14 protein-coding genes are annotated in these 13,588 nt (G+C 68.0%); 12 read left to right on the top strand and 2 right to left on the bottom strand.

The window, feature by feature from the left end:
* Positions 1-32 precede the first annotated feature (32 nt).
* The 12 genes from BM115_RS20370 to BM115_RS20315 all read left to right on the top strand — a co-directional run bounded on the left by BM115_RS20370 (position 33) and on the right by BM115_RS20315 (position 11,306).
* On the top strand, positions 33-212 hold the full coding sequence (locus tag BM115_RS20370; RefSeq protein ID WP_369823509.1) for a Flp family type IVb pilin: 180 nt from the start codon (positions 33-35) through the stop codon (positions 210-212).
* Positions 213-276: 64 nt separating this feature from the next.
* Positions 277-783 carry an A24 family peptidase gene (locus BM115_RS20365; RefSeq protein ID WP_369823511.1) on the top strand — a complete coding sequence of 169 codons (507 nt, stop codon included), beginning with the start codon at positions 277-279 and terminating at the stop codon, positions 781-783.
* Between the two features lie 332 nt (positions 784-1,115).
* A complete protein-coding gene (gene cpaB / locus BM115_RS20360) occupies positions 1,116-1,961 on the top strand; it encodes a Flp pilus assembly protein CpaB (protein WP_092298279.1) in 846 nt (281 codons plus the stop codon).
* An 81-nt stretch (positions 1,962-2,042) separates the two neighbouring features.
* Positions 2,043-3,776, top strand: a complete 1,734-nt coding sequence (locus tag BM115_RS20355) for a type II and III secretion system protein family protein (protein WP_092298276.1) — start codon at positions 2,043-2,045, stop codon at positions 3,774-3,776.
* 26 nt (positions 3,777-3,802) lie between these two features.
* The gene (locus BM115_RS20350; RefSeq protein ID WP_092298273.1) at positions 3,803-4,114 is read left to right on the top strand and encodes a hypothetical protein; all 312 of its coding nucleotides are present in this window, start codon (positions 3,803-3,805) and stop codon (positions 4,112-4,114) included.
* A 39-nt stretch (positions 4,115-4,153) separates the two neighbouring features.
* Positions 4,154-5,347, top strand: coding sequence for an AAA family ATPase (locus BM115_RS20345; protein WP_092298270.1), 1,194 nt, complete (start codon positions 4,154-4,156; stop codon positions 5,345-5,347).
* Positions 5,348-5,380: 33 nt separating this feature from the next.
* Positions 5,381-6,796 carry a CpaF family protein gene (locus BM115_RS20340; protein ID WP_092298267.1) on the top strand — a complete coding sequence of 472 codons (1,416 nt, stop codon included), beginning with the start codon at positions 5,381-5,383 and terminating at the stop codon, positions 6,794-6,796.
* 9 nt (positions 6,797-6,805) lie between these two features.
* Positions 6,806-7,783, top strand: a complete 978-nt coding sequence (locus tag BM115_RS20335; protein WP_092298264.1) for a type II secretion system F family protein — start codon at positions 6,806-6,808, stop codon at positions 7,781-7,783.
* Positions 7,784-7,835: 52 nt separating this feature from the next.
* Complete coding sequence (locus BM115_RS20330) at positions 7,836-8,780, top strand: type II secretion system F family protein (RefSeq protein ID WP_092298261.1); 945 nt, start codon at positions 7,836-7,838, stop codon at positions 8,778-8,780.
* A gap of 17 nt (positions 8,781-8,797) precedes the next feature.
* A complete protein-coding gene (locus BM115_RS20325; protein WP_092298258.1) occupies positions 8,798-9,265 on the top strand; it encodes a TadE family protein in 468 nt (155 codons plus the stop codon).
* Positions 9,266-9,292: 27 nt separating this feature from the next.
* Positions 9,293-10,342, top strand: a complete 1,050-nt coding sequence (locus tag BM115_RS20320; protein ID WP_255370924.1) for a TadG family pilus assembly protein — start codon at positions 9,293-9,295, stop codon at positions 10,340-10,342.
* Between the two features lie 175 nt (positions 10,343-10,517).
* Positions 10,518-11,306, top strand: coding sequence for a metallophosphoesterase (locus BM115_RS20315; RefSeq protein WP_092298255.1), 789 nt, complete (start codon positions 10,518-10,520; stop codon positions 11,304-11,306).
* A 107-nt stretch (positions 11,307-11,413) separates the two neighbouring features.
* Here BM115_RS20315 and groL read toward each other — a convergent pair whose 3' ends face one another.
* Positions 11,414-13,057: a chaperonin GroEL gene (groL, locus tag BM115_RS20310; protein WP_092298252.1), complete on the bottom strand. Its 1,644-nt coding sequence runs from the start codon at positions 13,055-13,057 to the stop codon at positions 11,414-11,416.
* Between the two features lie 37 nt (positions 13,058-13,094).
* Positions 13,095-13,385, bottom strand: coding sequence for a co-chaperone GroES (gene groES / locus BM115_RS20305; RefSeq protein ID WP_008644494.1), 291 nt, complete (start codon positions 13,383-13,385; stop codon positions 13,095-13,097).
* Positions 13,386-13,588 lie beyond the last annotated feature (203 nt).

The following is a 13,588-nucleotide window of genomic DNA, read 5'->3' as shown; positions in this document are numbered from 1 at the left end:
TCCCCACCAACCGTGAAGTGAAGGAGAAAGACATGTCCACCATGTTCGATGGCATCAAGCGTTTCGTTCGTGAAGAAGACGGCGCAGCCGGTGTGGAGTACGCCCTGCTGCTGGCCTTCGTGGCCCTCGTGATGGTGACCTATGGCACCACCGTGAAGACCGCCGTCGGCACCATCTGGAATTCGATCGCCACCGCGCTCGCCGCGGCCTGAACGACTTCCGGCACCCCCGGACCGGGCTCCGCGCCATGGGCCCCGGTCCGGCCAGATTCCTGACATGCCGATCGCATCGATCGCACCGATCCACGGGAAGGCCGCCATGTTCTCCGTTGCCGCAGCCGCCAATCTGAGCCTCGTCGCCATGGTGATCGTCGCTGCCGTGAGCGATGCCCGCTCGCGCCGCATCCCGAACTGGCTCGTGGCCGCCGGACTGACGCTGGCCCTGATGGCGCAGGTTGCCACCCACGGCCCGGCGGACGGCGCCGTGGTCTGGGTCGGCGGGGCCGCCACCGGCGCGGTCATGCTGCTCGCGGTCTACCTGATGGGCGGCATGGGCGCCGGCGACGTGAAGCTGATGGGGGCCGTGGGGGCCTTTATGGGCGTGGCGGGCGCCGCGCATGTGGCCGTGGTCGGCTTCCTGGCCGGCGGTGCGCTGGCCATCGCCGCCCTGCTGCTGCGCCGCATCGCCGCGGCACGCCGGATCGCCGCACGCAAGCCCGTCCGGCTGCCGTACGGCGTGGCCATCGCCACGGCCACGCTGCTGGTGAAGTGGGAGCTGTTCTGAACAACACGGAGACGGCGCGCCTCCGGCTTGCGCGCCACTAACGAGAAGGTCCCGATGCTGTGACAACAGGGACCAGGAACGGGGGAATCGCCATGCACCACAGCAGCCGCATGCATGCGCCACACAGAGACGCCAGGCCCTGCGCCTCGGCACACCGCCACGGCTCCGGGTCGCGCCCAGACCACCACATGACAGCCGCCAGCGGCCAGGACCCGGCCCGCCGGACCGGACGCCAACGCGCCACCAGGCACGCCGGGCGCCCCGCCATTCCCGCCACGTGCCCGCGCACCCTGGCACATCGCACCATCTTCTTCTGAGCAAGGGAGCCGAAAATGAAGAACCTGCGCATCCTGTTCATGCTGCTGATCGCCACCATCGCGGGGCTCAGCGCCGTCATGCTCGCGTCCCGCTGGCTGCTGCAGCAAGGCAGCAACGGCATCACCAAGGTGGCCGTGGCCGCCGCCGACATCAGCCTGGGCCAGCAGATCACCCCCGAGGCCGTGAAGCTGGTGGACTGGCCCGCGGCCAGCCTGCCGCCCGGCGTGGTCCAGGACGCCACCTCGCTCGCCGGCCGCGTCACCAAGGCCAGCCTCTCGCGCGGCGAGCCGGTGCTGGAGTCCAAGCTGACGCCGATGGGCACCAAGGGCGGCCTCTCGGCGGTCATCGCCGACGGCAAGCGCGCCATCACCGTGCGTGTGAACGACGTGGTCGGCGTGGCCGGCTTCGCCCTGCCCGGCAGCTTCGTCGACATCATCGTCAACACCCAGAAAGACAAGCAGGACAGCAAGGCCAGCGCCGAACGCACCGACCAGTCGATCTCGAAGATCGTGCTCGAGAAGATCCTGGTGCTGGCCGTGGCCCAGGAGGTGAACCGCGACGAGACCAAGCCGAAGGTGGTCAACGCGGTCACGCTGGAAGTGTCGCCCGACGAGGCCGAGAAACTCGACCTGGCACGCAGCGTGGGCTCGCTCTCGCTGGTGCTGCGCAACCAGATGGACCCGCGCCCGGCCGAGACCGCCGGCGCCACCAAGCATTCCCTCCTCAAGGAACCCGTGATCGCGGCGGCCGCCCCCGTGACCAGGACAGTACAGGTGGTGCGGCACGTGGCGGAGAAAGCCTTCTCCGGCACCTGCATCGGCGTCATCAGCGGCAACCAGCGCAATCAGGAATGCTTTTGAACCACGGCTCACGCGTCTGAGAAAGGCAGGCCCACGCGGTAACTGCCCGCAATGACTGCGCGAACCCACCGGGGGAACATCATGGATCGCATCACCACGCATCAAGGCGCAGCGCGCCGTATCGCACCGCAACTGCAGGCCACCGTGCTCGCGTTGACGGCTCTGGGCATGCTTTGGGGTACGCCTGCCCGGGGGCAGGCTGGCATGGAGGCGGCGATGGCCACGGCCAACGCCGCCGGCCCCACCCGGCCGGTTCGCCTCGCGGCGGTTGGCAATATGCAGGGCAACGTCCAGGGCGGGGTCGCCGCCGAGGCGGCCGCGCCCCGCGACGCCGCGCCGGCACGCGGACCGAACTGCGTCGGCGCCATGCGCGAACGGCGCGAGGTACAGGTGCCGGTCGGCAAATCGACGATGATCGAGATGCCGGAGGCGGTCAAGGCCCGCTCCCTCGGCAACCCCAACGTGGCGCAGGCCATGCTGGTCTCCCCGCAGACGCTCTACGTGCTGGGCCAGGAAGTGGGCACCACCAATATGATCGTGCAGGGCCGCAGCGGCTCGTGCAGCGTGATCGACCTGGTGGTCGGCGCCGATCCCGGCGGGCTGCAGGCCACGCTGCGCGACCTGATGCCCGACGCACGCCGCGTGCGGGTCTCGTCCGCCGCAGACAGCCTCGTGCTGAGCGGCACGGTGCTGGACTCGGTGCAGGCGCAGAAAGTGCTGGACATCGCCAACGCCTTCGTCATGCGCCAGACGCGCGGCCCGGCGCAGAATCCGCAGGGCGCGGCCCAGGGCCAGCAGCAGAACGGGACCATGTCCAACAATCCCGCCAACACCGGCATGCCGATGCGCAGCCCGCGCATCATCAACATGCTGGTGGTGGAAGCGCCCCAGCAGGTCATGCTCGAAGTGAAGGTGGCCGAGGTCTCCAAGAGCCTGATCGACCAGATGGGCTCCGCCGCGAACCTGAACGCCGCGTTCGGCAGCTGGAGCTTCGGGCTGCTGGCCAACTTCCTCTCCGGGGCCCCGGACCTGCTCTCCTTCAGCAAGGCCAACAACCTGCCGCTCAAGTTCGCGCTCGATGCGCAGAAGGGTGACGGGCTGGTCAAGATCCTGGCCGAGCCGAACCTGATGGCGATCAGCGGGCAGGAGGCGAGCTTCCTGGCCGGCGGCAAGGTGTTCATCCCGGTGCCGCAGAGCTTTGGCGGCACGGGCACCACCATCATCCTGCAGGAGGAAACCTTCGGTGTCGGGCTGAAGTTCACGCCGACGGTGATGGAGAACGGCCGCATCAACCTCAAGGTGGCGCCCGAAGTGTCCGAACTCTCGCCGACCGGGGTAGCGCTGACCGCGCCGAACGTGTCGGGCACGTCGATCCTGCCGCTGATCAACACGCGGCGGGCCTCCACCACGCTGCAGGTCTACGACGGTCAGAGCTTCGCCATCGGCGGACTGATCAAGAACAACATCACGGGCAGCCTCAAGGCGCTGCCGGGCGTGGGTGAACTGCCGGTGGTGGGCACGCTGATGCGCAGCACCAACTTCCAGCAGGACCGCACCGAGCTGGTGTTCGTGGTCACGCCGCGCCTGGTGAAGCCGCTGCCGGCCAACTACCCGCTGCCGACCGACACCTTCGGGCCGACCACCCCGGGCGAGGTCTACCTGAACGGCAACATGGAAGGCCACCCCGCCCGCCCGGCCCCGGCCGCGATGCCCGCCCCGGCTGCGGCCCCTGCTGCGGCCCCGATGACGGCCCCTTCCGCCGCGCCCACCACCAGCGTGCCCGCCCCCACCGCCGCAGGCGCCGCCGGCGAATAAGCGCAGACCCGAACCAGGAGCACATCATGACGACCAACTTCCTCCGCCCCGCCGCGCTCGCCGCCCTGCTCGGCACCGTCGCGGGTCTCTCGGGCTGCATGGCCACCACGCCGATGTATGACAAGCAATTCGGCGATTCGGTGCGCACGCTGCGGGCGATGCAGATCCTGAACCCCGATGCCTCGAACAACACCGACCCCGTGACGGGCATCGACGGCCGCGCCGCCACGGCGGCGATGGACCGCTACGGCACCCAGTTCCGCACGCCGCAGTCCGACGCCAACGCCTTCACGATCGGCGTGGGCGCCTCCGGCGGTCTCAACAATATGGGACGGTAGGCCACGCGGCCGCCGCACGCTGTCTCCAGGAGAGAAGCCATGGCAAAGATCGCCGTTGTATCCGCCGACGATGCGCACCTGCACTACGTGGCGGGCCTGATCGCCCAGAGCGCCAACCACGTGGTACAGCGTGTGCGGGCCACGCCGGCCGCCGCGCTGGCCGACCCCGCGCTCACGCTCGGCACCGACCTGCTGATCGTGGACGCGCCCGAGGTCGGCGCGGACGACATCGTCCAGCTGCGCCGCATCACCACCGAGCATCCGGAAACACTGTGCATGCTGTTGACGGCGCGCCCGTCCGCCGACCTGTTGATGCGAGCCATGCGCGCAGGCGTGCAGGGCGTGCTGCCGTGGCCACCCGAGGCCCAGGAGTTCCGCGACGAGCTCCAGCGCTGCACCAGCCACGCACTCAGCAACGGTCGGGCCGAAGGCCAGGTGCTGGCGTTCGCGGCCTGCAAGGGCGGCAGCGGCACCACCTTCGTGGCGGCCAACTTCGCCCACGTGGTGGCTACCCGGCACAAGAAGCGCGTGCTGCTGGTGGACCTGAGCCAGCAGTACGGCGACGCCGCCTTCCTGATGACCGACCAGACCCCGCCCGCCACGCTGTCCGACGTCTGCCGCCAGGTGGACCGGCTCGACGCCGCGCTGCTGGAAGCCTGCGTGACCCACGTCTGCCCCGGCTTCGACGTGGTGCCCGCCGCCGGCGACCCGATCAAGGCAGGCGAGATCAAGGCCGCGCACCTGGAACGCATCATGGCCGTGGCGCGCCAGCAGTACGACGCGGTGGTCTTCGACATCGGCCAGGACATCAACCCCGCCACCCTCGTGGTGCTGGACCACAGCAACCTGATCTACGCGGTGATGCGCCGCAGCCTGGCCCACCTGCGTGCGGGCCGCCGGTTGTTCGACCTCTGCCAGTCGCTGAGCTACCACACCGACCGCGTGCGCCTGGTGCTCAACGGCGACGACCGGCACGCCAGCATCGCCCAGCGCACGCTGGAAGACGCCTTCGGCGTGCGCGTGAGCCATGTGCTGCCGCACGATGCCAGCCCGGTCCGGGACGCGAGCGAGCAGGGCGTGCCGGTGACGCAACTGGCACCGAACAGCGCCATCGCCCGCGCGCTGGCCGACATGGCCCGGCAGCTCTACCCCGACACCCAGCCGCGCCGCGACAACCTGTTGCGCAAGCTGTTCGGCCAGAACAATCAGGTCCATGCCCCGGCGCGCGCCTGACCGGCACCGCCACGGCGACACCAGGAGTCCGAGATGTCACTGCGAGAACAACTCTTCCGCCAGGCCGGCGAAGCCCTGCCCGAGCGCGTGGCGCGCGCCAACGGCGCCGCCGTCCATGGTGTCAACGGCAGTAGCCACGCCCCCAGCGGCACGGCCGGCTCGGGCGCGGTGACGCCCGCCTACCAGCAACTGGCGCTGGAGATCCACCAGACATTGGTCGATCGTGTGGAACTCAGCCGCCTCCAGCACATGCCGCCCGAACAGGTCCGGCGCGAGCTGGCGCAGCTGGTGGAGCGGATCATCGAGGAAGGCAACCATCCGGTGAACGAGTCGGAGCGGCGCCGCCTGGTCTCGGACGTCCAGGACGAGATGCTCGGCTACGGGCCGCTTGAGCCGCTGCTGGCCGACCCCACCATCTCCGACATCCTCGTCAACACCGCGCGCCACGTCTACGTGGAGCGGCGCGGCAAGCTCGAGCTGACCGACGTGACCTTCCTCGACGACGCCCACCTGCTGCGCGTGATCGACAAGATGGTGTCGCGCATGGGTCGCCGCATCGACGAATCGAGCCCGATGGTCGACGCGCGCCTGCCGGACGGCTCGCGCATCAACGCCATCATCCCGCCCTCGGCCATCGACGGCCCGCTGCTCTCGATTCGCCGGTTCTCTGTGAACCCGTTGCAGGTCAAGGACCTGATCGGCCTGAGCACGCTGACCGACGAGATGGCCCAGCTGCTCGACGCCATGGTGCGCGCCAAGCTCAACATCCTGATCTCGGGCGGCACCGGCAGCGGCAAGACCACGCTGCTGAACATCCTCTCAGGCTTCATTCCGGCCGACGAGCGCGTGGTGACGATCGAGGACGCGGCGGAACTCCAGCTGCGCCAGCAGCACGTGCTGCGCCTGGAGACGCGCCCTGCCAATATCGAGGGCCGTGGCGAGATCACCCAGCGCGCGCTGGTCAAGAACGCGCTGCGGATGCGGCCGGACCGGATCATCCTGGGCGAAGTGCGCGGCGCCGAGGCGCTGGACATGCTCCACGCGATGAACACCGGCCACGAGGGCTCGCTGGCCACCATCCACGCCAACACGCCGCGCGATGCACTGACGCGGCTCGAGAACATGATCAGCATGGCCGGCCTGGCGCTGCCCACGCGCACCATGCGCCAGCAGGTCACCTCGGCGCTGTCGGTGGTGGTGCAGGTCTCGCGCCTCACCGACGGGCGCCGCAAGCTCGTCAGCGTGCAGGAGATCACCGGCATGGAGGGCGAGGTCGTCAACATGCAGGAGATCTTCACCTTCCGCCGCCAGGGCGTGGAGCGCGACGGCCGCATCCGCGGGCACTTCTGCGCCACGGGCGTGCGGCCAAAGTTCTGCGAGCGGCTCCAGGCCTTCGGCATCCATCTGCCGGAGTCGCTGTTCGACCCCGCCGTGCAGCACGAAGTCTAGGAGCGCGCCATGAATCCGATGATGATCGCCTTCGCGCTGTCGGTGTTCCTGGCCATCGTGCTGGGCGGGGTCGGCGCCTACCTGTGGTGGAACACCTATCACAGCCAGCACGCGCGGCGCTTCAGCCATCGCGTGGAGGCGGCGCTGCTCAACAGCGCCGGCCACGGGCAGGACGCCGGCATCCTCAAGCAGCGCGTGATGAGCCAGTCGCCGGCCCTGGCCCGGCTGCTGCGGCGCCTGCCGCGCATGCAGGCGCTGGATCACCTCATGCTGCAATCGGGCATGAATATGTCCGTGGGACGCTTCCTGGCCCTCACGCTGGCCGCGCCCAGCCTCGCCGGCATGGTGCTGACGACGCTGAACGCGCCGTGGTATGCCGTGCTGCTGATGGCCGGCGCGGCCAGCACGCTGCCGCTGCTGTACGTGCTGCGCAAGCGGGCCCGGCGGCTCGCGACGCTGGAAGCGCAGCTGCCCGAGGCCGCCGACTTGATCAGCCGCGCGCTGCGCGCCGGCCACTCGCTGCCCAGCGCGCTGGACATGGCCGGCCACGAGCTGCCGGCGCCCATCGGCACCGAACTGGGACTGGTATTCAGCGAGATCAACTACGGCATTCCGCTGCACGACGCGCTGGCCGGCCTGACCGACCGGGTACCGATCGAAGACCTGCGCTACCTGGTCATCGCGGTACTGATCCAGCGCGAGTCCGGCGGCAACCTGGCCGAGATCCTCGACAACGTGGCCGGCCTGATCCGCAAGCGGCTGCAACTGCTGGACAAGGTGCGCGTGCTGTCGGCCGAGGGCCGGCTCGGTGGCTGGATCCTGACGCTGCTGCCGGTGGTGGTCGGGGGCATTGTGTTCCAGATCAATCCCGAGATGATGGCCACGCTGTGGACCGACCCGACCGGCCTCCAGATGCTCTGGTACGCCGTCGCCATGACCTGCGTGGGCATCCTGTGGATGCGCCAGATCGTACGGATCCACGTCTAGGGCGGGCATTCAGGCACCCCAATTACCGAGGCGGGAAGATTCCCGGACAACCATGCCAACCACAACCATCCTCCTGTTGGGCGTCACTTTCGCCATCGTCTTCGGCGCGGTCTGGGTCGCGATGATCGTGATGCGCCCGAACCCCGTGGCACGCCGGCTCGGCCAGATCGAGCGCGAGGCGCCCGGCGGCGCGCCGATCCCCGACGGCCGCCGCGAATGGATGCGCCGGATGGAGCGGCTGGCCCGGCCGCTGGCGCAGCTCTCGCTGCCGAAGGAGGGCTGGGAGAACTCCGCGCTGCGCACGCGCTTCATCCATGCCGGATGGCGCTCGGCCGAGGCGATTCCGCTCTACTTCGGCATCAAGACCGTGCTCGCGTTCGGCCTGCCGATGGCGCTCTGGGTAGCGCTGGTCGGCGAGGTGGAAGCCGCGCGGCAGCAGGAATTCATGACGGGACTGTTCGCGATGGCGGTGGCGGGCTTCTACCTGCCCAACTTCGCGCTGCGCTGGAAGGTGGGCCGCCGCCAGCGCGACATCTTCGAGGCCTTCCCGGACAGCCTGGACCTGATCATGGTCTGCGTGGAAGCCGGCCTGAGCCTGGATGCCGCGATCCTGCGCGTGGTGGCGGAGATGCGCACCGCCCGCCCCGCCATGGCCGAGGAATACGAATTGCTGACGCTGGAGCTGCGCGCCGGCCTGCCGCGCGACAAGGCGCTGCGCAACCTGTCGGCACGTACCGGCGTGGAGGATGTGAGCATGCTGGTGGCGATGCTGATCCAGGCGGACCGCTTCGGCACCAGCGTGGCGGATTCGCTGCGCGTGCATTCGGACATGCTGCGCACCAAGCGCCACTCGCTGGCCGAGGAACGCGCGGCCAAGATCGGCACCAAGATCCTGTTCCCGCTGATCTTCTGCATCTTCCCGTCGCTGTTTGTGGTGCTGCTCGGGCCGGCCGCCATCCAGGTGGTCACCGCCCTGCGCAGCGTGACCAACAACTGACCCCGCCGGAGCCCGCCATGCGTCGACCCGCCCTTCGTCCCCCTCGCCCCCTTCCCCCCCGGCACCGCCAGCCGGGCGGCCCGCGCCACGCCGGCGCCGCCGCCGTGGAATTCGCGCTGATCTTTCCGCTGCTGCTGTTCATCGTGTTCGGCGTGATCGAGTTCGGCACCGCGCTTTATGACAAGTCCGTGGTCACCAACGCCAGCCGCGAGGCGGCCCGCGCCGGCGTGGTGCTGAAGTCCCCGGCGATGACCAACACCCAGATCAAGCAGGTGGCGCTCAACTACTGCACCAACAAGCTGGTCACCTATGGCGCCGCCGCCACCTGCACCTTCCCGCTGACCGTCTCGCCGTGCGCGTCGACCGGGACCGCGCTGACCGTGCAGGTGTCGTACACGTTCAACGGCCTGCTGCTCGGCCCGCTGATCCGGCCCTTCACCGGGCCGCTGACGATCAACGCGCTCACCACCATGCTATGCGAGTAGCCCAAATCTAGAGACAGGAGGTGTGCCATGCGCCAGGAAACCCTGCGGCAGGACCCGCCAGCCCGACTGACCCGTCGGCACCGCCAGCGCGGCGCCATCGGCATCATGATGCCGTTCATGCTGATCTCGGTGCTGTCAGTGGGCGCGCTGGCGGTGGATGTCGCCCATCTGGCCATCGTACGCAACGAGTTGCAGAACGCCGCCGATGCCGCCGCGCTGGCCGGGGCGGCCGGGCTGTTCCCGGCCAATCCCAAGCCCGCCTGGACCGCGGGCGTCACCAAGGGCACGAACGCCATCAGCCTGAACAAGGCCGCCGGCGTCACGCTGACCAGCGGCACGGTGCAGGCCGGCTACTGGAACCTGACCGGCACGCCGGCCGGGCTCCAGCCGCAGGACATCACGCCGACGTCCAATGACGTGCCCGCAGTGCAGGTGACCATCAGCCGGGGGGCGGGCAGCAACGGCGGGCCCGTGCCGACCCTGCTGGCGCAGGTCTTCGATGGCGCCGCGGCAAGCACCACCGCCACCGCGGTGGCGGTGATCGCAGCGCCGGGCATCATCGGCAACGGCGGGCTGTTCCCGGTGGCCCTGAGCCAGTGCCTGTACAACAACTTCTGGGACAGCGCCACCAACCAGCCCAAGCTCGATCCGGCGACCAAGAAGCCCTACCTGTTCCGCATCGGGTCCGCCTACCACTACGGGCCGTGCGAATCGGGCCAGTGGACTACGTTCAAGTCCACCGACAACAGCGCCACCGCCACACGCGACCTGCTCCAGAGCGGCAACCCGTCGCCGGTGGCCATCGGCGACAAGATCTGGATGCAGGACGGTACCAAGACCTCGAACTACAACTATGTGGGGGTCAACCAGGACTACCTGCTGCCGGTCACCTCGTCGCTCAACCCGGGCTCGCTCGGCCCGATCACCGCATTCGCGGCGTTCCATATCACCGCCTCGGTGGGCGGCAGCGGCAAGTACATCGAGGGCTACTTCATCCCCAACTTCAAGGTCACGAACAGCGGCGGCGGCGTCGGGCCGTACTACGGCGGCTACGTCCCCCCGCGCCTGGCCCACTAGCCAGGAAAGGAGCCAGTGGCACGGCCGGGCCTCCGGGCACGGCCAGCCCCTCGCGCTGCCCCCCATGAGCAGCGCCGAGGCCCCCCTGGCTCCTCTTTTGCAGCCTGGTCTTGACCAGGCTGTCTTTTTTTTGAAGAATCGATCGCACACCAACATGGCGAGTCCGGGAGCCCCCATGAAGTTGCGCATCCTCAGCGACATCCACCTGGAGCACAACCAGACCGACGCGATCCCCGCGTGCGCGGCGGACCTCGTGATCCTGGCCGGCGACATCGCCAACGGCCGCGACGGCATCGACTGGGCCGCCCGCACCTTCGATGTGCCGGTGGTCTACGTGCCCGGCAACCATGAGTACTACGAGAACAACTTCGACACCGTGGACCGCCTGATGGCCGAAGCGGCGGAGGCGGCGCCCAACGTGGCGCTGCTCAACGGCGCCGTGGCCGAGTACGCCGATGGCGACGGCCGCCCGGTGCGCGTGATCGGCACCACCTGGTGGACCGACTACTGCCTCTACGGCACCGACCGCATCGACGACGCCATGCAGGCCTGCGCCCGCGTGGTGGTGGACCACCGGCTGATCGAAACCACCGACGAGGCCGGCCAGCATCGCCCCTACACCCCCGCCGACGCCCTGGCCCGCCACCGCGCCGCCACCGCCTGGCTGACGGACACCCTGGCCGAACCCTTCGACGGCAAGACCGTGGTCGTCACCCACCACGGCCCCGACCTCGGCAGCCTGGACCCCCGCTACGCCCACGACATCGTCTCCGCCGGCTTCCTCTCCCGCCGCCCCGACCTCGTGGCCCAAGCCGACCTCTGGATCCACGGCCACACCCACACCAGCTTCGACTACTGGATCGACCAGTCCCGCGTAGTCTGCAACCCGCGCGGGTATATATCGAGACGAACGGGCAACCCGGAGAACCCGGTGTTTGATTGGGGGCGGGTGGTGGAGATCTAGACCCCCGCCCCCTCCGCCCCCAAACAAAAACCCCCGCGAGCTTGCGCCCGCGGGGGTTTTTGTCAGACGTCGACGAGACCCGAAGGCCTCGTCTGGTCCGGCGTGATTTACATCATGCCGTCCATGCCGCCCATGCCGCCCATGCCGCCCGGCATGGCCGGAGCCGACTCTTCCTTCGGCGATTCAGCCACGGCGCAGTCCGTGGTCAGCATCAGCGAAGCAACCGAAGCGGCGTTTTGCAGCGCGGTGCGGGTCACCTTGGTCGGGTCCAGCACGCCCATTTGCACCAGGTCGCCGTACTCGCCCGAGGCAGCGTTGTAACCGTAGTTACCGTTGCCTTCGATCACCTTGGCCACCACGACCGAAGCCTCTTCACCAGCGTTCAGCACGATCTGGCGCAGCGGTTCTTCCATGGCGCGCAGCACGATCTTGATACCGGCGTTCTGGTCGGCGTTCTCGCCTTGCAGACCCGAGATCGCAGCGCGGGCGCGCAGCAGGGCCACACCACCGCCGGGGACGATGCCTTCTTCCACGGCAGCGCGGGTGGCGTGCAGCGCGTCTTCCACGCGTGCCTTCTTTTCCTTCATTTCGACTTCGGTGGCAGCGCCAACCTTGATCACGGCAACACCGCCGGCCAGCTTGGCCACGCGCTCTTGCAGCTTTTCACGGTCGTAGTCCGAAGTGGCTTCTTCGATCTGGGCGCGGATCTGCTTCACACGGCCTTCGATGGCCGAGCCGTCGCCGGCGCCGTCGATGATGATCGTGTTTTCCTTGCCGATCTCGATGCGCTTGGCTTGGCCCAGGTCGTTCAGGGTCGCCTTTTCCAGCGTCAGGCCGATTTCCTCGGCGATCACGGTACCGCCGGTCAGGATGGCGATGTCTTCCAGCATGGCCTTGCGGCGGTCGCCGAAGCCCGGGGCCTTCACGGCAGCGGTCTTCAGGATGCCACGGATGTTGTTCACCACCAGCGTTGCCAGGGCTTCGCCCTCGACGTCTTCGGCGATGATCAGCAGCGGACGGCCAGCCTTGGCCACTTGCTCCAGCACCGGCAGCAGGTCACGGATGTTCGACACCTTCTTGTCGAACAGCAGGACGAACGGGCTGTCCAGGGCAACAACCTGCTTTTCCGGGTTGTTGATGAAGTACGGCGACAGGTAGCCGCGGTCGAACTGCATGCCTTCCACGACTTCCAGCTCGTCGGCCAGCGACTTGCCGTCTTCCACGGTGATCACGCCTTCCTTGCCAACCTTGTCCATGGCTTCGGCAATGCGCTCGCCGATCGAGGCGTCGCTGTTGGCCGAGATCGCGCCAACCTGGGCGATTTCCTTGCTGGTGGTGGTGGGCTTGGACAGCTTCTTCAGCTCTTCCACGGCAGCGCCGACAGCCTTGTCGATGCCGCGCTTCAGGTCCATCGGGTTCATGCCGGCGGCAACGAACTTCATGCCTTCGCGGACGATCGACTGGGCCAGCACGGTAGCGGTGGTGGTACCGTCACCGGCGTTGTCGCTGGTCTTGGAAGCCACTTCCTTGACCATCTGCGCGCCCATGTTCTGGAGCTTGTCCTTCAGTTCGATTTCCTTGGCCACGGACACGCCGTCCTTGGTCACGGTCGGGCCGCCGAAGCTGCGCTCCAGCACCACGTTGCGACCCTTCGGGCCCAGGGTCACCTTCACTGCGTTGGCGAGAATGTTCACGCCTTCGACCATCTTGGCACGGGCGGCGTCGCCGAACACTACGTCTTTTGCTGCCATGTTCTGTTTCTCCTGATCTGTACGAGTGACGCGTGGATTACTTGTTGACCACGGCCATGATGTCTTCTTCGCGCATGACCAGCAGTTCCTGGCCATCCACCTTCACGCCTTGGCCGGCATACTTGCCGAACAGCACGCGGTCACCCACCTTGACGTCGAGGGCAATGTTGTTGCCCTTGTCATCCTTCTTGCCGGGGCCGATGGCGAGGACTTCGCCTTGATCGGGCTTCTCGGCAGCATTGTCGGGAATCACGATGCCGGATGCGGTCTTGGTTTCATTGTCCAGACGCTTCACGATCACACGGTCGTGCAGAGGACGCAGGTTCATACGGACTCCTAGGTACAAAAAGTGAGTTTTGATTCACAAATGGCCGTCTGAAGGCGACGGCCAACGGTTTTCGGGTACCGCAAGGGCTCTGTTAGCACTCACCCCCGGGGAGTGCTAATTATAGGGACGAGGGTTGTCGTTTTCAAGACAGGCGCTGAATACGGGGTTTCCCTACGCAAGGGTTTACCCTATGACTTATGATC

The organism is Cupriavidus sp. OV096, from assembly GCF_900115455.1.
GTDB lineage: Bacteria > Pseudomonadota > Gammaproteobacteria > Burkholderiales > Burkholderiaceae > Cupriavidus.
This window is presented reverse-complemented; position numbering and strand designations above follow the sequence as displayed.